Origin of the sequence: Methylotuvimicrobium sp. KM1, assembly GCF_044788715.1 — a bacterium.
Lineage (GTDB): Bacteria > Pseudomonadota > Gammaproteobacteria > Methylococcales > Methylomonadaceae > Methylotuvimicrobium.
Genome location: NZ_CP173170.1, coordinates 1,732,858 through 1,753,104 on the forward strand (window position 1 = coordinate 1,732,858; position 20,247 = coordinate 1,753,104).

Genomic DNA, 20,247 nt, shown 5'->3' on the forward strand with positions numbered 1-20,247 from the left:
TTTTGTACAAGGATTGACTTTTCTCAGAAACTTTACCCGTCTAACGGCGGGTAAAGTGGTGATGTTATGAATACGAAAACAAAGAATATTTTGACAGCTGTGGTGCTGGTCGCTGTCGCGATTGCGATATACGTATTTGCGGTTTTAAGAGCTATTTCGCAATGAATGATGATACAAAGCAAAAAAACAGAAAGCTGGTCCGCAATTTAGTATTGATTGCGGTGGGCATGTTCGGTTTCGGTTATGTGCTTGTACCGATTTACGATGTATTTTGTGACATAACGGGTCTGAACGGCAAAACGGCCTCGGTTGCGGTCGCAGAAACGGCACGCGACGTCGATGAAAGCCGTGAAGTAACCGTTGAGTTTGTCACTTCGTTGAACCAAGCCGCGCCGATGACGTTTCGTGCCGAGACGTACAAAATGAAGGTGCATCCCGGACAATACTATACGGTCAATTTTTATGCCGAAAACCTCACCGATAAGCTGATGATTGCCCGGGCGATCCCTAGTATTACGCCGGGTCAGGCTGCGGAATTTTTCACCAAGACGCAATGTTTTTGTTTTGACGAACAAAGTTTCGAAGCGCATGAAGCTAAAACGATGCCGGTTCGTTTCGTGGTAGATCCGAAACTGCCTGAAAAGTACAAAACAATTACGCTTGCATACACATTTTTCGATAACACTGAATTAACAGCAAAAAAGCAAAAATAGGGGAAGGTTATGTCTACAAACGCTTATTACATTCCTCATAAGGCGACCTGGCCGATTATCGGTACGGTTGGTCTTATGATGACTCTGGCAGGATTTGCCAATGTGTTAAACGGCTCCTCGATCGGCCCGGCGATGATGATTATGGGCTTCGTCGTATTTATTATCATGCTTGCCGGCTGGTTTACGCTTCAGTCCGTGGAAAGCGAATCGGGAATGTACAGTACTCAAGTCGGTATTTCCTATCGCATGGGGATGATGTGGTTCATTTTTTCGGAAGTCATGTTCTTTGCGGTATTCTTCGGTACCTTATGGTATACGCGAAATCTTTCAGTACCTTGGCTTGGCGGTTTCGGCGACGGTCCCGGGCGTGCGACTCATGAAACCTTGTGGCCGGCATTCGAAGCCATGTGGCCGACTAACGGACCGGGTGAAATCGGCGGCGAATACGAACCGATGGGGGCTTGGGGCTTACCGTTTTTAAACACATTAATTCTGTTGACCAGCGGTGTCACATGTACTTGGGCGCATCATGGTTTGTTGGCAAAAAACCGCGATCAGCTCATTAAAGGCTTAATCGCGACGGTTGCGTTAGGTTTTCTGTTCGTCGGCTTTCAAGCGATAGAATATCACGAAGCTTATACCGAAATGGGCTTGACCTTAGGTTCAGGTATTTACGGATCGACATTCTTTATGTTAACAGGCTTCCATGGTTTCCACGTTTGTGTCGGTGCGATTATTCTTTCTGTGGTATTGTTCCGCACCTGGAAAGGGCATTTTAAACCGGAGAATCATTTCGCATTCGAAGCGGCCGCCTGGTATTGGCATTTTGTCGACGTCGTCTGGCTGGGATTATTTATCTTCGTTTACATGATGTAAGTCGATAACAAGGCATCAAATTAAAGCGCTGCCTGCCAGGTAGCGCTTTTTTTTTGTCGTTTGATTTAAGAAAAAAGAAAGATGAAAGATGAAAGGTGAAAGGTGAAAGGTGAAAGGTGAAAGGTGCGGGACGGGTTATTTAACCCGTCCCTAACGTTTCGAATTGGTTTCGCAGCGGTCGAAGCGCTCAAAGTTCCCCGGCAATTATCGTTCCCACGCTCGAAACGCTTAGGCCTGGCTAACAAACCTCGGCCTGCTTGAGAGAGGGTTTTATCGGCTTTGTTCCGCTTGAGGCGGTTTTTTGGCATGAATGACCGAGCCGATGCCGTGAGGTTTTAATAAGCCGAAGGCCATCGCCAGGAATAATAAAATGAATAACACGATTGATAATGAAATTCGGACTGTTAATGCTTTGACGGCTTTATCCGACCGGTCTTCCGGTTTGCGGACAACGATATGATAAAGCGCGGAGCCCAAGCTGATAAGAATTGCAACAAACGCAATAATGAAGATAGTTTTAATAAGCATAAAAAGTCTAAAAGCGATCGATGATAATCGGGTATTCTCAACGATTAATCGACGCTTGCCAATAGGACAACCCAAAAACCATGACGATCAAAATCGGTCTTTGTAAGCTTAGACTCACATTAATTCCATCAATTGCCTATGTGCTGTTGATGGCGCTGCTGATTTCACTAGGGAATTGGCAATTATCGAGATCTTCGGAAAAAGCCGCCTATCTGGCCGAACAGGAGAAACAAAGCCAATTACCGCCGTTGTCGTTGACATCGGAGTTGCCGGCCGATGCCGCGAGTATTCGTTATCGAGTTGTCGAATTAACGGGGCGTTACGATGCCGATCGTCAATTTTTGTTGGATAATCAAATCAGACACGGAAAAGCCGGTTATTTCGTGATGACGCCGCTGCTGCCGGAAAACTCCAATACGGCAGTCTTGGTTAATCGGGGTTGGATTGAGGCGGGGAGTGATCGACAAACGCTGCCTGACATAGCCTTGCAAAAAAGTAAGGTTATAGTCAAAGGACGAATCAATACTTTTCCTGATGTCGGTTATCATCTGGAAGGTGCGGAAATTCCGACTGATACGTGGCCGTCTCTCGTGCAACTGATCGACAACAACGTTATTGCTGAGAAACTGGGTTACCCGTTGGCCGATTATCAAATTGAACTACACCAAGCCGAGGATGAAGGTTATTTGCGGGAATGGCATATCGCGACTGTCATACCGCCTGAAAAGCATGTGGCTTATGCGGTGCAATGGTATGGCTTGGCTTTAACCTTAACGGCTTTATTTATATGGTACGCGTGCAAAACAAAACATGAATAATCAACAGAAAAAAAATCGCAACCTAATTCTGATTATTTTCGGAATGTCGATCATCCCGTTTCTTTTTGCGTGGTATTTAAAAGAACATCCTAATCTACTTAAAGGCGCAACCAATCATGGCGAATTGATTATTCCGCCGTTACTGACCGAGCGGCCCGATCTCATCGGTATCGATTCGTTCTCGGCCGAAAATATTGACGAATTAAAAGGCCGCTGGGTTTTAATCAATGTGGTGCCTGATGCGGATTGCGATCAAACCTGCCTTGATTCCGTTTATAAGTCCAAACAGCTCTTATTGATGATGGGCAAGGAATTAACCCGTATTCGCCGCACTGTGGTGTTGCTGGATCCCAATGCCGAGCAACATCTAAAGGTGTGGTGGCAGGACGACGACCGATTGTTAAAGACTCGCCCCAGTTCGGATTTGTTGAAGCAATTGGCAAAGCTCGACGGAAACGGGATCGCGAACGGTATGCTGTTGATCATGGACCCATTGGGCAATATCATGATGCGCTATCAGCCCGGATTTGACCCTTATGATGTTAAGAGCGATCTCAGGAAATTGCTGAGTGTTTCGCAAATCGGATAAATCATGTTTCGTAAATCGGATAGACCATGTTTAGAAAAATAACTTTTGTTTCCGCCTTTTTGGCTTTACTGCTTATCGTAGCCGGTTCCGTCGTCAAGTTGACCGGAGCGGATTTGGCATGCCCGGACTGGCCTGAATGTTACGGTCAATGGTTTATCGCCGATAATGCCGAGTTTAAAGCTTCGGCCGAACAGCTTTATCTGGGAAAAGCGGTCGATGTAAGTAAAGCTTGGCAAGAAATGGCGCGACGCTATGTATTCGGCTTATCGATGTTGACCGTCTTGCTGTTGGCATTGATCGCATGGCGCCAGCAATTTCACCGGTCTGTGGCGACAACTGGAGCGGTGGCGTTGCTTATCCTGGCGGCTGCGCAAGTTTGCACGGCTGTTAAAGCGGTCGAATTGAATGCGATGCCGATTATAGTTAGTGCTCAGGCATTGCTTGGATTTATCCAGTTTTGGCTATTGAGTTGGCTATTTGTACGATTAAATCCTGCCTTAAATAAGCTGGATCGAATAAGCGGTCCCATCTGGCTTGCCGGGTTCGCCGGCTTGTTGCTGTTGGTGCAAACCCTATCCGGTTTATGGGTTAACGCCAATCATGCGGGACAAGTCTGCAGCGGTTTTCCGCAGTGTAACGGGCAATGGTGGCCCATGGCCGATTACCGTACTGCATTGAATATATTCAATGGTCTGGTTACCGGTTATCAAGGGATTTTATCCTACGATGCACAGGTGGCTGCCCATTGGTTGCATAGAGTCTTTGCCCTACCGATTTTTGTTGTCTTAACTTGGCTGGTGCTGCGAGCCACCTCGGCTCATTGCGCCAAACCGGTCAGAAAAGCCGGCATGATGCTGAGTATTTTATTATTCGTGCAAATCGGCTTTAGCGTAATTGCGGCCAAATACGGACTACCGGCATGGTCGGCCATTGTGCATAATTTTGTTTCGGCATTATTGATGCTGCCATTGCTTGCGATTGCCGTCTATAGCCGCTACGGATATGCGGGCGAGGTGTTGCCCGGCGAAACGGTCGAGCGTCCTGTCGCCGAGGTTGAAGCTGCCGAAGCTGTAATCGAAGTCGGCTATGTCGAGCCGGAACCGGAATCGCTGACGCGTCGTCTCAAATCGCAGCTGCAAAAAACCCGGTCCGGTCTTAGCGGATTGATGGCAACGATTCCTATTGGTCAAAAAGCCATCGACGACGATTTACTGGAGGAAATCGAAGCCCGATTATTGATGGCCGATATCGGTATCGAAGCGACGACAGCAATCATTCGGCGATTGACCGATAGCCTCGAACGGCATCAATTAAACGACGGGGAAGCATTGGAAAATGCGCTGAAACAAGAATTATTGGCTATTCTTAAACCTTGTGATGATCCCTTACAGATTCCCAAACAAGATAAACCGTTCGTGATTTTGGTTGTCGGCGTCAACGGTGCCGGCAAAACTACGACGATCGGTAAAATGGCCAAGCGTTTTCAATCTCAAGGCCATAGCGTGATGCTGGCAGCGGGCGACACCTTCAGGGCAGCGGCAGTCGAACAGTTGCAAACCTGGGGCGAGCGTAACAACATTCATGTCGTCGCGCAGCACACTGGCGCCGACTCAGCCTCGGTGATATATGACGGTGTGCAATCGGCACAGGCCAAAGGTATCGACGTATTGATTGCCGATACCGCGGGACGTTTACACACCAAATCCAATCTGATGGACGAACTGAAAAAGGTTAAGCGCATTATCGGAAAGCTCGATGAAACCGCGCCGCACGAGGTTTTGTTGGTTTTAGACGCGGGAACTGGTCAGAACGCGTTGTCTCAGGCGAAACAATTTAACGAAACTGTGGCATTGACTGGTATCGCATTAACCAAGTTGGACGGAACCGCGAAGGGTGGGGTTATTTTTGCATTAGCCAAGCAATTCAGCGTGCCGATTCGTTTTATCGGTATCGGTGAAGGGATCGACGATTTGCAGGATTTCGATGCGGAACAGTTTGTCGACGCCTTATTTGTTAAAGATCAATAGATTTATGCTCAAATTCGATCATGTCAGTAAACGGTATCCCGATGCCGGCGATGCCTTGCAGGATGTCACATTCCATCTACAGCGCGGAGAATTCGCTTTTTTGACCGGTCATTCCGGAGCCGGTAAAAGCACTTTGTTGAAATTGATCGCGGTCATGGAACGATGTTCGCGAGGTCAAGTTTTGTTGGACGGGCAAAATCTAAACAAGGCGTCCGATCGACAAATACCCTATATACGAAGGAAGCTGGGCTTAATATTTCAGGATTATAAATTGCTGCAAGATAGAACCGTTTTCGACAATGTCGCATTGCCGTTGGTGGTAGCGGGTTACAGCCATTTTGATATCGGTCGGCGAGTTCGAGCTGCGCTCGATAAGGTCGGCTTGCTGGGTAAAGAAAAAAAACTTCCGCAGACTTTGTCCGGCGGCGAACAGCAGCGCGTCGGTATTGCCCGCGCCGTTATAAACAAACCGCCGTTGATTCTCGCCGACGAGCCGACCGGTAATTTGGATCCGGAATTGTCGTCCGAGATTATGAAATTATTTGAGGATTTTCAACAAGTCGGCGTAACGGTGTTGATTGCCACACATGATATCGCCTTGGTTGAGCGAATGGGACATCGTGTATTGCAATTGGATCATGGCCGCCTGGTCGCAAGTTAACAGATGAAAAAGCCGAATATCAACCACAGAAGACCGCAACCCCGACAGAAAAAGGAAGTCCGACGAAAAGTTGTTTCCGGTAGGCTAAGTGTTATGCTACAGACTTACCTGGATATTCATGCGCAAGCCTTGTTTTCCAGTTTAGGTCGTTTGGCGCGCGCACCTGTGACATCGCTGATGACCGTCAGCGTATTATCCATTGCAATTTCGTTAGCCGCCGGATTCTATCTGTTGGTCGCCAATATTCAACAATTAACCGGCGGACTCGAAGATAGCAATCAAATTTCGTTGTTTTTAAAAGATCACGTCACCGATGATACCGGCGTAAAGTTAGCCGATAAAATTAAAAAATTCGATCATATACAGGACGTCAAGGTTATTACGAAAACCCAAGGTCTCGCCGAATTTCGCGAATATAGCGGTTTCGGCGATGCACTAAAGGCGTTGGATAAAAACCCCTTGCCGACCGTCATTCAGGTTATGCCGGAACATAGCCTCGAAGAAGGGCCACAACTGGACGAATTGTTTAAAAAATTAACGGACTTACAAGAAGTCGATTTTGCACAATTGGATATGCAATGGATCAAACGCTTGTATTCGATCATGGAACTGGCGAATCGTGGCGTTACGTTACTCAGCTTTATATTGGCCCTAGCCGTATTATTCATTACCGGCAATACGATAAGACTGGAATTACACAATCGACGTGATGAAGTTATCATCGCTAAACTGGTGGGCGCGACCCATCGTTTTATTCAACGGCCGTTTTTGTATACCGGTTTTTGGTTAGGGTTTTGTTCCGGCATTTTGGCTTGGATTTCTGTGACGATCATGCTATTCATTCTGCAGCAGCCGATCGATCGATTGTCCGGTCTTTATGACGGCGTATTTTCGATGCGTTATTTGAGTTTCGGCGAAATGATGTCGTTAATTGCGATTTCTTCACTGCTTGGAGTAGCCGCTGCCTGGGCGGTGCTTTGCTATCAATTAAGACTGACTAAGCCCGAATAAACTGTGAGTAAGTATTCAGCTCTTTCCTCCTTACTAAAAAAGTACGCCACCCTAACCACTTTCATTATCCGAGCCCTTGACAAAGCTCATGGTTCCAGGAAGTTATTTATCGTGAAATCCCTAGTGTATTAGGGTCGACCTGAGTCTTATCGATAATGAATAACTCACAAAACAATGCGGAACTTATAAAAATTTTAGCACTCATAACGCGAGAGTGCTAAAATCGGGCAAACTTAAAAATAAGGGGAAATCATGAGTAACGCATTAGCCTTTGCTTTGCCAACTAATCTTTCCGTAGGAACATTTGATTCATATTTGAATGCGGTCGCGCAAACGCCGACTTTATCGCATGAGCAAGAGCGTAAACTAGCGCTTCGTTATCGCGATGAAGGCGATTTGGAAGCAGCGAAGGAGCTAGTTATGTCGAACCTTCGATTTGTCGTTCATGTCGCGCGTGGATACAGTGGATACGGACTGCCGCTGCCCGACATCATTCAAGAAGGTAACGTCGGCCTCATGAAAGCCGTCAAACGCTTCGATCCCGATGTCGGGGTTCGCTTAGTGACCTTTGCCGTGCATTGGATCAGAGCGGAAATACATGAATACGTCATCAAAAACTGGCGTATTGTCAAAATCGCTACAACCAAAGCTCAGCGTAAACTGTTTTTTAATTTACGCAAATCGAAAAGCAACCTAGGCTGGTTGTCGCACGACGAAGCGAAAGCTGTCGCCGACGATTTAGGCGTTGATCTCAAAACCGTTTATGAAATGGAAAAACGCATGGACGGCTCGGATATGGCTTTCGACATGCCGCATGATGAACCGTCCGACGAAACCACTTACGCCTCGCCTGTCAGTTACTTAGAGCAACATAACTCGGACCCTGCGGATCTGCTGGAAAACGAGCAATGGCAAGGTTATGAAGAAAACATGCTAAGCGAAGCAATGGCAGAACTTGACGAGCGTAGTCTCGATATTCTCAATAGCCGCTGGCTAAGCGAAGAAAAAGCGACATTGCATGATTTGGCCGCACGCTACAATGTTTCAGCCGAGCGCATCCGGCAGTTGGAAAAAAACGCCATGAACAAGCTGAAAGCCGCATTCGTGCTGGAAGCATAATACATCGAACACTTCACGCGGGGCGAGTTATTTAACACGCCCCGAGCGTTTTCCGGTTTTCATAGTCCTCCGTGAGAATCCATATTTTGGCAGGACGGGGTTTTATAACCCCGTCCGAAACGTTTCAACCGTGGCCGAAGCAAGCCGAAACGCTTAGGATTCGGTTATAAATAACTTCCCTATTTTTATAATATAGGGTAGGCGGGTTCGGTAGCTCGATTGACAGGTGTCGGCGGCAGGGAAAGCCGCCGTCAAGCCTACACGGATGTATTCACCCAGCACCTAAATTCCATAGCCCATTGGCTATGTTTAATATTATGGCTAATTTAGGTGCTGGATGAATTCCATAGTTTATTGGCTATGGATAACTACCATGGATAATTTAGGTGCTGGGTTCACGGCGTCCTGTCAAGCGAGTTGCCGAACCCGCTACAAAGCTCATAGCTACAGGAAGTTATTTGTCACGAAATCCTTAGTCCAAACCGAAACGCTGGGGACGGGTTAAATAACCCGTCCCACAGGAAGATTGCTGCCGTCAAACCCCCATGGGTTCACGGTGGTCCTCGATAGACACACCCCCATACCTTTTATTCTTCGATGGTTTTTCAAGCAAAAGGGAATAATCACCTTCTCGTAACAGGTAGTCTATCAATCCGAACCCCGCGCAATTTCCCCATAACGAAAACAATCGACGGTATGATCGTTGACCATGCCGACCGCCTGCATGAACGCATAGCAAATCGTTGAGCCGACGAATTTAAAACCGCGTCTTTTCAATTCCTTGCTGAGCCGATCCGATAAAGGCGTATTCGCCGGCAACTCGGCGTGCGTCCGCCAAGCGTTCTGGACTGGCTGGCCGTCGACAAAATCCCATAGAAACGCGTCGAAACTCCCGGCTTCTTCTTTGATGTTCAAAAAAGCGCGTGCATTGGTCACAGCGGCATTGACTTTGAGCCGGTTGCGTATGATGCCCGGATTCTTCAGCAACTCCGAGATTTTTGACTCATCATAGCGGGCCACCGATACGGGATCAAAATTGTCGAACGCCGCCCTGAAATTGTCTCGCTTTTTCAAAATCGTCGACCAACTCAAGCCCGCCTGCGCGCCTTCCAAAACCAAAAACTCGAACAACAGGCGGTCGTCATGCACCGGCACGCCCCATTCGCGGTCGTGATAGTCCTCTTCAAGCGGGCTGGACAAAGCCCATCGGCATTTGTTCATGTTAATTGAAAGGTATTCTTAGATCTCAAGGAAGGTTTGCGTGCGTTAAAAAAAGATAAAGTCCTTGATCTCATCGCGATTCAAAAGCACGATTTGCTGTTCCATCGCTTCCCGATGCAGATCATCCTTACCGATTCGCATACTCAAAAGAAAATATGACAACAAGGCGGCCCGGATTTGAGTAACGCATTTACCGTCGACCATCCCGAAATCGCGCTCGATCACGCTTTTTTGCGCATCGTTCAACCCCGGGTGCGGACCGATTTCGACAGTCAACCATTTGTTCCACAAGGTGTCTGTAAAAGGAGGTTCGTCAGCCTTACCCAAAATAGCGACGCGATGAATACGCGCAAGGACGAAATCGCGATAATCATTATGCGTTACGCTGAAAGACCGAACATGCCAACGCAAACCGTCGAACACCAAAGTATGAGGGTTGACTTGCAAAGTCTTGGGTTCCGGGCTGGATAACGATTGGTATGAAATCTCCAGCTCGAATTTAAAACGCACCGCCTGCACAATGCCGCGCAAAATTCGTGCATCAATTTGCCGTGCCAATGGATTGACGATTTCAACGGTAGGAAGGTTACCGACTAATGCGATCAAGGTTTCATAACCGTTTTGTTGCTGTAATTTTAAAACCTGTAACAGCTCGCCGGTCGTTCCATCCATGAAGCCCGGTTTAAACGATTCGTCGACCACATAGCGTTTCAAATACTTATCGTAGCGAATATTTCCAGGGCATAGCGATTGATAAAGCGTCAAATCCTTCGATGCCTGTACCCGACTGATGCCGAAATAATTAACCAACGTACCGGTCGAAATTTCGCCGCTCCAAAACACCGTCGCTTCCAGCAAAGTTAATCGATGACGCTGTTCCCACTTTAAATTCGATTGCAAGAGATTACCCATGGTGCTAGAGTCATGAAAACTAAATTTATATATTTATTGTGGAATGGTTAAGAATTCTATCAGTAGCTTAGCAGTAAACAAACTTTAGAGAGGAGAAGAGATAAAAAATTTCTTTTCGAATATAAATAATGGTTATTAACAATGATACTGGATAGGCGATAGCATGTTTATAGATACGAATTTGACTGGCATAGCGGGTACTTAACAATGGAACAACTCACCGATCTAAAAGCGATATTGCATTCCAAACGCGCTAATATCTACTACCTGGAAAAATGCCGGGTCATGCAAAAAGATGGCCGCGTACTTTATCTGACCGAAGCTAAGGAAGAAAAACAATACTGGAATATTCCGATCGCGAATACCACCGTCATCTTGCTCGGTACCGGTACATCGATCACGCAAGCGGCAGTCAGAATGCTGGCTTCGGCCGGCGTGTTAATCGGATTTTGCGGAGGCGGAGGTACGCCGTTGTTAATGGGCAATGAAATCGAATGGCTGACCCCGCAAAGCGAATACCGACCCACGGAATATGTACAAGGTTGGCTGTCGTTTTGGTTCGATGCACAAAAAAGGTTACAAGTCGCAAAGCAGTTTCAACACGGACGCATCGACTATTTAAGCCGCATCTGGGCCAAAGATAAGGATCTCAAAACCGAAGGGTTTGACAGCAACGACGAAGACATAGCAGGCGCGTTAGCGAATTGCACAGCGAAAATCGACAGCGCGAAAAACGTCACCGAATTATTGGTCAGTGAGGCGCAACTGACCAAAAGCCTGTACAAAGCCGCCGTCAAACGAACTAAGCACAGTGATTTTAGCCGTAATGCCGAAAGTGTCGATGACGCCAATATTTTTCTCAATCACGGCAACTATCTGGCCTACGGCTTGGGCGCCACGACGCTGTGGGTACTCGGCATCCCGCACGGTTTCGCCGTCATGCACGGCAAAACAAGACGCGGGGCATTGGTGTTCGACGTCGCCGACCTGGTCAAAGATACGTTGATATTGCCGTGGGCCTTCATCAGCGCCAAGGAAAAAACGACCGAACAGGAATTCCGCCAGCAAATCCTGCAAAAATTTACTGAACATAAAGCGCTGGAATTTATGTTTGACACTGTTAAGGATATCGCCTTGCAGGGAGATAAGGCATGAGTTTAGCGGATCGAATCATTCCTACGCGTCCGCGTGAAAACGCTCAAAGCTTAAAATCACTCAACCCAATTTTCAAGCCGCAAGCCATCAATACGTCTAAACTCCCTTGTGTTATTAGTGACCAATGTCAAATCCAAAGCAACTGCGTGAGCGGCAATCCAAAGGTCATTGCCCCCAATCAGACAACCTTTTCTTTCCAAGTCACTGCGAATAGAGGCATAAACCTCCGCGACCTCAATCAGCATAGGTTGCACCGGCAAACGAGCCGCCAGCAGTTGGACATTCGTGATGGCCGCTTCTTTTTCCCGGCTTTTCAATGCACCCGAAAACAATTCACCATAGGTAATCATCGAAATCACTACCTCACCATGCCGCAATTGCTTAAACCTCTCTGCTATGCAAGCCGGACGGCGTTTTTTAAGATAAATACAAATATCCGTATCCAGCATGAAACGAGCCGGCATCAGTCAAAATCCCGATCCTGTGGTGGCGGGTCAATCCTTTTTTCCGCCATAAAATCATCTGAGAAGCTGGCGAAAATGTCCATCACATCCGCAAGATTATCCGGTTTTTGGCGCAACACCACCTCATCACCGCGTCGAAAAATCTCCACCTCATCCGCATCAAACTGGAACTCTTTGGGAATCCGCACCGCTTGCGAATTGCCGCTTTTAAAAACGCGCGTTGTCGTCATAAAACACCTCATGTATATATCATATGTGTTTACATTAGCACTAAGCCGGTATAGACACAATTATTTGGAGATCCCATCATGATGGTTACCTTCATTTGCGAATGCGAGAAAAAAGCGCTGAACCGCACTAGTCGCGTCCTCGACGCCTTCGCCAACCGCATAGGCAGCCGCACCTGGCAAACCGTGATCACCGAGGAAGGCTTACAGGCGGTGAAAAAGCTACTGAGAAAAAGCGCGACCAAGAATACGGCGGTGGCGTGTCATTGGATACGGAGTAGAAGCCGGAGCGAGTTGGTTTGGATTGTGGGGAATCGGAATCAGTTTAATCATGCTGGAATCGTTTCAGTAAACACAACGAGTAAAGAGTTAATTATGGATATCGCATCAGAAAAACCTTTAGCCAATGTTTTGTACGCCAACACCCACCTGTAACCGCTCGCTGAGCATTTGTTGAAAAAGAACTGATAGAAGGGTACGGTATTAGTGAAAAAAGTTTGCTCGCGCACATGGCAAAAAAACACCATCAAATTATGGGCAGGAAAGCGCCATTCAAAGATTACATGCTCTTGAATGAAGCCAGAGATCCGGAAAACCCAATTTACCTAAGTTATACTTCGCACGGTCATGTTTTCGCAACGCAGCTACCGGACAAAAGAGCGCGCCAGAAAACTGAAAATGTGGCCGTGCGAAGTATATACACCAGAAGACCTGGACAAAGCAGGTAGAGAAAGCGGACGGCACCCTTGGGCAATTTATTATGCCGAATGCGATAAGCAGCCCATTGGCGCAATTTCCATCAAACAATTAACATCAACTGAGGATTGAACTCTGCCAAAATTAAGGAACAAAAAGCGCTAGACCAACAAAAATCGAGGTCATTATGAAACAGCTACTACTAGAAATAGACGAAACCACGGAAGCAAAAATTAACGCCGCCGCTAGAACTGCGGGACTTTCCGCCCAGCAATGGTTACGCCGGATTATTGAGGAAAAAACAGCGACAAGCTGGCCGAATTCCATTAAAGCATTAGCCGGAGCTTGGCAAGATGCGCCTTTCGCAGAGGATTTACGCGCCGCTGAAGGTCGCGACATTGCCAGGGAAGATTTTTGATGTACGCCCTCGACACCAATACCGTGATTTATTTTTTTAAAGGCATGGGCAATGTTGCAAGTCATTTATTTAGTGTTCCGCCCCATGAAATCGCGTTGCCTTCGGTGGTTTTGTATGAACTGCAAGTCGGCATTGCCAAATCAAGCTCGTCCGAAAAACGGAGCAGCCAATTGGATGAATTACTTACGGTGGTGCGCGTATTGCCGTTTACCGAACATGAAACCGCGATTACCGCTGGGATCAGGGCGGGCTTAGAAAAAGCAGGCACGCCCATTGGCCCGTTAGATATGATAATTGCGGGGATTGCCTTAGCCCATCAAGCCACCTTGGTAACACACAACACCAAAGAGTTTTCGCGCATTGATGGCTTGCGGTTAGAGGATTGGTTTGATTGATATAATTTATTTTTTCAAGGAAAAACGCAATGAATAAAATTACCGGAATTAGAAGCGTTGACTTTAAAATCACAGCTTTAGGTTATGGTGTTGTAAACTGGAACGGACCAACAACATTAATGGGTGATGAGGGGAAAACGGTTGACAATTACACGTTACCAAAACTGAGGGCTATGCAAGCCGGACGGCGTTTTTTAAGATAAATACAAATATCCGTATCCAGCATGTAACGAGCCGACATCAGTCAAAATCCCGATCCTGTGGTGGCGGGTCAATCCGTTTTTCCGCCATAAAATCATCTGAGAAGCTGGCGAAAATGTCCATCACATCCGCAAGATTATCCGGTTTTTGGCGCAACACCACCTCATCACCGCGTCGAAAAATTTCTATCTCATCCGCATCAAACTGGAACTCTTTGGGAATCCGCACCGCTTGCGAATTGCCGCTTTTAAAAACGCGCGTTGTCGCCATAAAACACCTCATGTATATATCGCATGTGTTTCATTAGCACTAAGCCGGTATAGACACAATTATTTGGAGATCCCATCATGATGGTCACCTTCATTTGCGAATGCGAGAAAAAAGCGCTGAACCGCACTCGCCGCGTCCTCGACGCCTTCGCCAACCGCATCGGCAGCCGCACCTGGCAAACCGTGATCACCGAGGAAGGCTTACAAGCGGTGAAAAAGCTACTGAGAAAAAGCGCTACCAAGAATACGGCGGTGGCGTGTCATTGGATACGGAGTCGGAGTCGGAGCGAGTTGGTTTGGATTGTTGGGAATCGGAGTAAGTTTAACCGGGAAGGGATTGTGCCGGTGAATTTAACTTCAGAATCCAAGGACGTAGAAGAAACTTTCAATATGAATACCGAAGTTATTGCTTTGTTAGCTTCATTAGCAGGTTTCTTTCATGACATTGGCAAAGCCATGTTGTTATTTCAAAACAAGCTTGATCCTGAATATCATGGCAAAGGCTATGAACCTTTTCGGCATGAATGGGTTTCTTTACGATTATTTCAAGCTTTTGTTAATAGTAGAAGCGATAGAGAATGGTTAAAGGAACTTGAAAAAATCGATAATGATGTAGAGAACAGGATTTTATCAAACCTTGAACAATTAAAAGATGGTTTATGTAAAAACATCAAAAATCCATTTGAAGGGTTAGAGCCCATTGCCAAAATCGTTGCTTGGCTGATTGTATCCCATCATCGTTTGCCGCAATTTCCCAAATATCAGGATACGCCACCTTCATTGAGCCAAATCAAAGAATGGCTAGCCTTGTTAGAACCCTGTTGGAATTCACCCCAATGTTTGAAGCAAGATTGGGATGAAAAGGCATTGACTGATAATTGGATATTTCCTTATGGCACACCATTTAAAAGTGCCCACTGGCAAACCGAAATCAGCTTGCTTGCAGAAAGAGTTCTAAAAAACGAGTATCTTTTTACTGAAGACTGGTTCACTCAACGATTTACAGCACATTTATCGCGTTTATCATTGATGCTGTCTGACCATTACTATTCATCACAACAGGAAGTCACCAAGAAGTGGCAAGATAGAAATTACAAGGCTTACGCCAATACAGGGATTGATGATGAAACGGGTAATAAATACCGCAAACAAAAACTGGATGAACACAATATAGCAGTTGGCACCCATGCCAGGAGGATTGCCCGCAAACTTCCTAAGCTTAAACAGGATTTGCCTAGTCTCACATCGAACAAGGCATTCAGCAAACCAGTCGATAAGGATTTTCAGCTGGACTATGGCTGGCAAAATAGCGCTTTTAAAACTGCGCAAGGATTATGCGAAGAAAGCCAAAAACTTGGTTTTTTTGGCATCAATATGGCCTCGACCGGCAAAGGAAAGACCCGAGCCAATGCCCGGATTATGTATGCTTTATCTGAAGAAGGTCAGTGCCGTTTTAATGTGGCATTGGGCTTGAGAACGTTGACCCTACAAACCGGCGATGCGTTAAGAAAGCACATGAACTTATCCTATGCGGAATTGGCGGTACTGATTGGTTCTCAGGCAGTTAAAGATTTACATCAGTTAGGCTCGCAGATCAAACACAGCGTGCAAGAGCAGCAAGGAAGTGAATCAGCGGAATCTTTGCTGAAAGATGAGTTGGAGTTACACCATGAGTTACCAGAATATGATGGTGAATTTGCAGAATGGTTTGAACACGATGAAAAAATATTAAAACTGATTCAAGCCCCCGTGTTGGTCAGCACCATTGATTATCTAATTCCGGCAACAGATGGATTACGCGGAGGTCGGCAAATTGCGCCCATGTTACGGTTATTAAGCTCTGATTTGGTGATTGACGAACCGGATGATTTTGGTCTGGAGGATTTACCGGCTTTATGTCGATTGGTAAATTGGGCGGGAATGTTGGGGGCAAAGGTGCTGTTATCAACAGCAACGCTATCGCCTGAATTAGCCTTTGCTTTATTTGAAGCCTATCAGAAAGGTCGTAAACATTACACGCAAGTCAATGGTGAACTAGGACAAACTGAAGCTGTATGTTGCGCCTGGTTTGATGAGTTCAAAAAACCAATGCAGCAGAAAATAGATACAAAAAATGGGTTTAATGATGCGCATAAAGAATTCATCAGAGAGCGTATCGAAAATCTTGGTAAATCGGCTAAACCTTTAAACAAAACCAAAATCAATTCAATTGAAATAACGAATAAAAACGCACAACCTAGCCGAATTTATGCGCAGAATATTCAAGCAGCGCTTGTTGATTTGCACCAGAAAAACTCGGTCGAGCATCCGTCAGGTAAAAAAATCTCTATCGGTTTGGTCAGAATGGCAAATATCGATCCACTGGTTGCGATAGCCAAACATCTGTATGCGATCCAGCCAGCAAACGATAGCAGAATCTACTATTGCGTTTATCACAGTCAATATCCTTTAGCATTACGCTCACAGATTGAAGAGAAACTGGATAAAGCCTTGACCCGGCATGATGAAGATAAATGGTGGCAAGCAAGTGGTATTGAAACCTTAATCAAAGAAAGCGATGTACAAAACCATATTTTTGTCGTGTTAGCCACCTCGGTTGCGGAAGTCGGTCGTGATCATGACTATGACTGGGCGGTAGTGGAACCAAGCTCCATGCGTTCAATCATTCAGTTGGCTGGTCGCGTGCAACGCCATCGAAAAAAGTCGCCTACTTTTGAAAATATTGTTTTACTGGATAAAAACTTCAAAGGGTTAAGGGGGCTTTCACCCTGTTTTCTGCGTCCCGGATATGAGTCAAGCAAAAGGCAGTTTGCTGGCACAAAGCTTTCAGAATTATTGACGGAAGAGGAATACCAACCCATTAGCGCAATTCCAAGAATCAAAAATAGTTCCCCGCCTTTTTCTTTAACTGACGACAAGCCACCAAAATTTAAACGTTTTAATGAACTGGAGCATATTGTTCAACATATTCGACTGTTTGGGAATAACAATGAACAGGATTGCGCCTATTTATGGTGGCGGCATGATGTGACTTGGTGCGGCGAAATACAGCGTATTCAACCATTTAGAAAATCAGAGCCGATGGAGGACTATAACCTGAACCAGTCCTACCACCAAGAAATGATTTGGCAGAAGAAAAATACTGAGATTCGTCCCGCTAAATTTGAGACAACCAACGATATATGCAGATTAAAAGCGGAACATCTAACGGTAGCTTCCGGAAATCAGGCTTGGTTTGATCTGACAATAGAAAACAGTATCGCCTACCTGATGAAAGAATTAAAAATTTCTGAAGACGAGGCTTATAAACGATTTACAACGGTGCAACTGCGTAAGCCAAAAGAAGGTGAAGCCACTAACTGGCGGTTTCATGAAAAACTGGGTGTATTTAAAGAACTGCTAAAGGATAGATTGAATGATGATTGATGAAACTGAGGTGCAAAAATCTATAAGAGAATTTATTGATTCTGTTGGTGATACTAAAATTGAAAAATATCATAATGATGATATTAAGGCAGCTTACAAAGCCTTTTTTGATGATGTTTTTGAAAAAGTTAAGCCATTATGTAAGAAAAGTTCAGAGGTTAAACAAAAAGTTGAAGTTATTAAAAAATTAAAAAAAGAGAAAGGTCAGAGTGACTTGGAATTTTTTAATATTAAATACAAAACTATCACTTATGAAATAAAAAATAATAATTTATTAAAAAGTGTTGAGCAGTTGGGTAATGAGTTTGAGAAACTTATTGCTAGCTTAGAAAAACGAAATAAATATGAAAAATGGATTGAATGGGCATTAAACAATGGAAGAGGTATTTATTTGGCAACGCACATTGCTAAGTTGTCACATTCAAGCTGTAAGTCATCTTCTATTGATTATAGGTATTACGAGGGATCAATAAAATCTAAAGAAGGATATGTTTCCACACAAGTTGACGAAAGCCTAAATATTGATCGAGCATATACCGATAATGCTCTTTCATCCATTGCTTCATTCTATTATCTATTAGTTGGTGATTATTTTATTGGAGATTTATTTCGACGTGATGCCTTTCCATATCTAAAAGTGTTTACAAGTTCAGAGGAAAAATCGAAAAAGTGGGCTGAGTTATTTCGGTCATATATCAGAGAAGATAAAAAAAACAGTCATTTTTTATCCAAACAGGTTTATTTTCCAGTTAATGAGGACAAGTATCATTTACTGCTGCCGTTGGTTTCATCCTCAATGGCGCATGTGCTCCATCTAAAATTTCAAGAATTTTTTGACGAAAATAGTCGCCAGGCAAGGGAGCAGCGAAAAATTAATAAATACTATCCTGAAGAAATGGTTTCATTTCCTAATAGAGCTAATTTGAAAGTAACACAAAGCAATCACTCTAACGCATCTTCATTAAACGGCAAGCGGGCCGGCCGTTTGACATTATTGCCATCAACGCCCCCCAAATGGACCGGCAAACAAACATTACCGCGTCATCAAGCAAATTTATTTGACAGAAATATGGGCTATAAACTGTGCGAAGAAATAAAAGAATTGCAAGATTTGTTACGGGTTATTAAAGCCAAAGAAGCCGGTTTGAAAAAGCCGGAAATGTATCGGGCGATTGTTAAAAATGTAAATCTTATTGCACAAGCGCTGTTTGATGAAATCACCAAGATCAATATGCTTAGCGAACAAAAAGGCTGGACGGAAGATAGCGATTTTTCAACACACCAACAATTACTGTTAGAGCCTGATCGTGAAGATGAAGCAGCTCTCGCAGAAAAAAACAACAAGCAATGGTTGGAGCGCATTGCGGATGATTTTTCAGCCTGGCTAAATGCACAGCTTAAACATAAAACGCTTAATTTAACCCCCGTGCAGCAAAGACTATGGAAAGATATTTTTTTCCCTGTTTTACGTGAATATATCGCTATTCAGGAGGCAAAACAATGAGCCAATATTTAGTCTTAAGTAAGATGAGGGTGCAAAAGGCAAACTGTATAGCCGGATTCACTTGGGGATTTCCCGCTATCACCCAATTTTCAGGTTTTACCCATGCTTTACAACGAAAGCTTGCCCATAAATATGACATTGCCTTTAGTGGTTGCGCTGTCATCAGCCATGACTATCAGCTTCATGTTTATAAGCCCAAGCCACAAGCCAATTTTGAGTTTATTCAAAGCAGAAATCCGGCTGTGTTAGCACAACATAAAACGCGTTCATCACCTCCCATCATTGAAGAAGGCAAGATGAATCTGACGGTATCTCTAGTTATTGAACTATCAAAAGAACTGCTTGCTACGTCTGAACAGATTGAAGCTTTTAAGCAATTAGTACAGGAAAAATGCTTAACCAGTCGTTTAGCTGGCGGAAGCGTATTAGCGATTGGTCAGGTAGATTTTCTATCTGCATCTACGCAAGAACAATCAGAACACTTAAATCGAAGAGTCAAACGCTTGACCATGCCCGGATTTATCTTGCAAGACCGGTCTGATTATCTCAAGCAACTACAAGCAAAAAATCCAGACGCAGAACAGATTGATGCCTGGCTGGATTTTTCAGCATTGAAATATCGTGCAGTTCCAAAACTAAAAGACGACGAGGAGCAACCTACCGAACAAACAGAGGCTGATTGGGTGCAAGTACCAAAACCTTTTAAAGGCTGGTTGGTTCCCATTATGACAGGCTACAAAGCGATTAGTGAGCAATACTCAACCGATGAAATTAGCGATTTGCGAGTATCGGATGCGGATGACAGCGTACTCGGTTGTTGCTTTGTAGAAGCCATACACAGTATCGGTGAATGGAAAGGCGTTCATCGAATAAAAGATATTTGTGACATGATCTGGAAATACCATGTTGAAAACGACTGGTATCTCTGTGCTCAAAAAATAGAACCACCACCGGAAGAACCGATAGAAATAGAAAGCCAACCCCAAACTTTTGAAGATGCAATTGCAAACTTATAAG

The 20,247-nt window shown here is 45.0% G+C and carries 22 protein-coding genes; 16 read left to right on the top strand and 6 right to left on the bottom strand.

Annotated elements, in window-relative coordinates:
• Positions 1-161 precede the first annotated feature (161 nt).
• Both ACINK7_RS07320 and ACINK7_RS07325 read left to right on the top strand, forming a co-directional pair.
• The gene (locus ACINK7_RS07320; protein WP_404360663.1) at positions 162-713 is read left to right on the top strand and encodes a cytochrome c oxidase assembly protein; all 552 of its coding nucleotides are present in this window, start codon (positions 162-164) and stop codon (positions 711-713) included.
• 9 nt (positions 714-722) lie between these two features.
• Positions 723-1,589, top strand: a complete 867-nt coding sequence (locus ACINK7_RS07325) for a cytochrome c oxidase subunit 3 (protein ID WP_404360664.1) — start codon at positions 723-725, stop codon at positions 1,587-1,589.
• Between the two features lie 270 nt (positions 1,590-1,859).
• Here ACINK7_RS07325 and ACINK7_RS07330 read toward each other — a convergent pair whose 3' ends face one another.
• Entirely contained in the window at positions 1,860-2,117 is a 258-nt protein-coding gene (locus tag ACINK7_RS07330) for a twin transmembrane helix small protein (protein WP_404360665.1), read from the bottom strand.
• Positions 2,118-2,197: 80 nt separating this feature from the next.
• On the opposite strand from ACINK7_RS07330, the gene ACINK7_RS07335 reads away from it, so the two are divergent.
• The 6 genes from ACINK7_RS07335 to rpoH all read left to right on the top strand — a co-directional run bounded on the left by ACINK7_RS07335 (position 2,198) and on the right by rpoH (position 8,342).
• The gene (locus ACINK7_RS07335; protein WP_404360666.1) at positions 2,198-2,935 is read left to right on the top strand and encodes an SURF1 family protein; all 738 of its coding nucleotides are present in this window, start codon (positions 2,198-2,200) and stop codon (positions 2,933-2,935) included.
• Complete coding sequence (locus ACINK7_RS07340; protein ID WP_404360667.1) at positions 2,928-3,524, top strand: hypothetical protein; 597 nt, start codon at positions 2,928-2,930, stop codon at positions 3,522-3,524. Before ACINK7_RS07335 ends, ACINK7_RS07340 begins: the two co-directional genes overlap by 8 nt.
• Positions 3,525-3,550: 26 nt before the next feature.
• The gene (ftsY, locus tag ACINK7_RS07345; protein ID WP_404360668.1) at positions 3,551-5,551 is read left to right on the top strand and encodes a signal recognition particle-docking protein FtsY; all 2,001 of its coding nucleotides are present in this window, start codon (positions 3,551-3,553) and stop codon (positions 5,549-5,551) included.
• A gap of 4 nt (positions 5,552-5,555) precedes the next feature.
• Positions 5,556-6,212 carry a cell division ATP-binding protein FtsE gene (gene ftsE, locus ACINK7_RS07350; RefSeq protein WP_404360669.1) on the top strand — a complete coding sequence of 219 codons (657 nt, stop codon included), beginning with the start codon at positions 5,556-5,558 and terminating at the stop codon, positions 6,210-6,212.
• Positions 6,213-6,305: 93 nt separating this feature from the next.
• On the top strand, positions 6,306-7,223 hold the full coding sequence (gene ftsX, locus ACINK7_RS07355; RefSeq protein WP_404360670.1) for a permease-like cell division protein FtsX: 918 nt from the start codon (positions 6,306-6,308) through the stop codon (positions 7,221-7,223).
• Positions 7,224-7,475: 252 nt separating this feature from the next.
• Entirely contained in the window at positions 7,476-8,342 is an 867-nt protein-coding gene (gene rpoH, locus ACINK7_RS07360) for an RNA polymerase sigma factor RpoH (protein WP_404360671.1), read from the top strand.
• A 648-nt stretch (positions 8,343-8,990) separates the two neighbouring features.
• Here rpoH and ACINK7_RS07365 read toward each other — a convergent pair.
• Both ACINK7_RS07365 and ACINK7_RS07370 read right to left on the bottom strand, forming a co-directional pair.
• Entirely contained in the window at positions 8,991-9,563 is a 573-nt protein-coding gene (locus ACINK7_RS07365; protein ID WP_404360673.1) for a DNA-3-methyladenine glycosylase I, read from the bottom strand.
• A gap of 45 nt (positions 9,564-9,608) precedes the next feature.
• A complete protein-coding gene (locus ACINK7_RS07370; RefSeq protein WP_404360674.1) occupies positions 9,609-10,475 on the bottom strand; it encodes a WYL domain-containing protein in 867 nt (288 codons plus the stop codon).
• A gap of 207 nt (positions 10,476-10,682) precedes the next feature.
• Here ACINK7_RS07370 and cas1f point away from each other — a divergent pair, with 207 nt between their 5' ends.
• Positions 10,683-11,630 (top strand): type I-F CRISPR-associated endonuclease Cas1f, encoded by a 948-nt coding sequence (gene cas1f / locus ACINK7_RS07375; RefSeq protein ID WP_404360676.1) that lies wholly within the window; start codon positions 10,683-10,685, stop codon positions 11,628-11,630.
• Positions 11,631-11,686: 56 nt separating this feature from the next.
• On the opposite strand, the gene ACINK7_RS07380 is transcribed toward cas1f, so the two are convergent.
• Entirely contained in the window at positions 11,687-12,094 is a 408-nt protein-coding gene (locus ACINK7_RS07380) for a type II toxin-antitoxin system VapC family toxin (protein ID WP_404360678.1), read from the bottom strand.
• The gene (locus tag ACINK7_RS07385) at positions 12,094-12,324 is read right to left on the bottom strand and encodes an antitoxin (protein ID WP_404360680.1); all 231 of its coding nucleotides are present in this window, start codon (positions 12,322-12,324) and stop codon (positions 12,094-12,096) included. The genes ACINK7_RS07380 and ACINK7_RS07385 overlap by 1 nt, the downstream gene beginning before the upstream one ends.
• A 78-nt stretch (positions 12,325-12,402) precedes the next feature.
• On the opposite strand from ACINK7_RS07385, the gene ACINK7_RS07390 reads away from it, so the two are divergent.
• From ACINK7_RS07390 to ACINK7_RS07405, 4 genes are all read left to right on the top strand, one after another.
• A complete protein-coding gene (locus ACINK7_RS07390) occupies positions 12,403-12,756 on the top strand; it encodes a hypothetical protein (protein ID WP_404360682.1) in 354 nt (117 codons plus the stop codon).
• A 448-nt stretch (positions 12,757-13,204) separates the two neighbouring features.
• Positions 13,205-13,435, top strand: a complete 231-nt coding sequence (locus ACINK7_RS07395) for a hypothetical protein (RefSeq protein WP_404360683.1) — start codon at positions 13,205-13,207, stop codon at positions 13,433-13,435.
• Positions 13,435-13,830 carry a type II toxin-antitoxin system VapC family toxin gene (locus tag ACINK7_RS07400; RefSeq protein WP_404360684.1) on the top strand — a complete coding sequence of 132 codons (396 nt, stop codon included), beginning with the start codon at positions 13,435-13,437 and terminating at the stop codon, positions 13,828-13,830. Before ACINK7_RS07395 ends, ACINK7_RS07400 begins: the two co-directional genes overlap by 1 nt.
• A gap of 29 nt (positions 13,831-13,859) precedes the next feature.
• Positions 13,860-14,033: a hypothetical protein gene (locus ACINK7_RS07405; RefSeq protein WP_404360685.1), complete on the top strand. Its 174-nt coding sequence runs from the start codon at positions 13,860-13,862 to the stop codon at positions 14,031-14,033.
• A gap of 37 nt (positions 14,034-14,070) precedes the next feature.
• Here the strand turns inward: ACINK7_RS07405 and ACINK7_RS07410 are convergent, their stop codons facing one another.
• A complete protein-coding gene (locus ACINK7_RS07410) occupies positions 14,071-14,301 on the bottom strand; it encodes an antitoxin (protein ID WP_404360686.1) in 231 nt (76 codons plus the stop codon).
• A 77-nt stretch (positions 14,302-14,378) separates the two neighbouring features.
• On the opposite strand from ACINK7_RS07410, the gene cas3f reads away from it, so the two are divergent.
• Genes cas3f through csy2 form a run of 3 tightly spaced genes read left to right on the top strand, consistent with a single transcriptional unit; the run spans position 14,379 to position 20,246 of the window.
• Positions 14,379-17,726 carry a type I-F CRISPR-associated helicase Cas3f gene (gene cas3f, locus ACINK7_RS07415; protein WP_404360687.1) on the top strand — a complete coding sequence of 1,116 codons (3,348 nt, stop codon included), beginning with the start codon at positions 14,379-14,381 and terminating at the stop codon, positions 17,724-17,726.
• Positions 17,716-19,230, top strand: coding sequence for a type I-F CRISPR-associated protein Csy1 (csy1, locus tag ACINK7_RS07420; protein WP_404360688.1), 1,515 nt, complete (start codon positions 17,716-17,718; stop codon positions 19,228-19,230). Before cas3f ends, csy1 begins: the two co-directional genes overlap by 11 nt.
• The gene (gene csy2 / locus ACINK7_RS07425; RefSeq protein WP_404360689.1) at positions 19,227-20,246 is read left to right on the top strand and encodes a type I-F CRISPR-associated protein Csy2; all 1,020 of its coding nucleotides are present in this window, start codon (positions 19,227-19,229) and stop codon (positions 20,244-20,246) included. Before csy1 ends, csy2 begins: the two co-directional genes overlap by 4 nt.
• Position 20,247: the final 1 nt, after the last annotated feature.

Bases quoted from the DNA above. Each gene is read 5' to 3' on its own strand.
- ACINK7_RS07320 (WP_404360663.1), top strand. From the start codon at position 162: ATGAATGATGATACAAAGCAAAAAAACAGAAAGCTGGTCCGCAATTTA.
- ACINK7_RS07325 (WP_404360664.1), top strand. From the start codon at position 723: ATGTCTACAAACGCTTATTACATTCCTCATAAGGCGACCTGGCCGATT.
- ACINK7_RS07330 (WP_404360665.1), bottom strand. From the start codon at position 2,117: ATGCTTATTAAAACTATCTTCATTATTGCGTTTGTTGCAATTCTTATC.
- ACINK7_RS07335 (WP_404360666.1), top strand. From the start codon at position 2,198: ATGACGATCAAAATCGGTCTTTGTAAGCTTAGACTCACATTAATTCCA.
- ACINK7_RS07340 (WP_404360667.1), top strand. From the start codon at position 2,928: ATGAATAATCAACAGAAAAAAAATCGCAACCTAATTCTGATTATTTTC.
- ftsY (WP_404360668.1), top strand. From the start codon at position 3,551: ATGTTTAGAAAAATAACTTTTGTTTCCGCCTTTTTGGCTTTACTGCTT.
- ftsE (WP_404360669.1), top strand. From the start codon at position 5,556: ATGCTCAAATTCGATCATGTCAGTAAACGGTATCCCGATGCCGGCGAT.
- ftsX (WP_404360670.1), top strand. From the start codon at position 6,306: ATGCTACAGACTTACCTGGATATTCATGCGCAAGCCTTGTTTTCCAGT.
- rpoH (WP_404360671.1), top strand. From the start codon at position 7,476: ATGAGTAACGCATTAGCCTTTGCTTTGCCAACTAATCTTTCCGTAGGA.
- ACINK7_RS07365 (WP_404360673.1), bottom strand. From the start codon at position 9,563: ATGAACAAATGCCGATGGGCTTTGTCCAGCCCGCTTGAAGAGGACTAT.
- ACINK7_RS07370 (WP_404360674.1), bottom strand. From the start codon at position 10,475: ATGGGTAATCTCTTGCAATCGAATTTAAAGTGGGAACAGCGTCATCGA.
- cas1f (WP_404360676.1), top strand. From the start codon at position 10,683: ATGGAACAACTCACCGATCTAAAAGCGATATTGCATTCCAAACGCGCT.
- ACINK7_RS07380 (WP_404360678.1), bottom strand. From the start codon at position 12,094: ATGCCGGCTCGTTTCATGCTGGATACGGATATTTGTATTTATCTTAAA.
- ACINK7_RS07385 (WP_404360680.1), bottom strand. From the start codon at position 12,324: ATGACGACAACGCGCGTTTTTAAAAGCGGCAATTCGCAAGCGGTGCGG.
- ACINK7_RS07390 (WP_404360682.1), top strand. From the start codon at position 12,403: ATGATGGTTACCTTCATTTGCGAATGCGAGAAAAAAGCGCTGAACCGC.
- ACINK7_RS07395 (WP_404360683.1), top strand. From the start codon at position 13,205: ATGAAACAGCTACTACTAGAAATAGACGAAACCACGGAAGCAAAAATT.
- ACINK7_RS07400 (WP_404360684.1), top strand. From the start codon at position 13,435: ATGTACGCCCTCGACACCAATACCGTGATTTATTTTTTTAAAGGCATG.
- ACINK7_RS07405 (WP_404360685.1), top strand. From the start codon at position 13,860: ATGAATAAAATTACCGGAATTAGAAGCGTTGACTTTAAAATCACAGCT.
- ACINK7_RS07410 (WP_404360686.1), bottom strand. From the start codon at position 14,301: ATGGCGACAACGCGCGTTTTTAAAAGCGGCAATTCGCAAGCGGTGCGG.
- cas3f (WP_404360687.1), top strand. From the start codon at position 14,379: ATGATGGTCACCTTCATTTGCGAATGCGAGAAAAAAGCGCTGAACCGC.
- csy1 (WP_404360688.1), top strand. From the start codon at position 17,716: ATGATGATTGATGAAACTGAGGTGCAAAAATCTATAAGAGAATTTATT.
- csy2 (WP_404360689.1), top strand. From the start codon at position 19,227: ATGAGCCAATATTTAGTCTTAAGTAAGATGAGGGTGCAAAAGGCAAAC.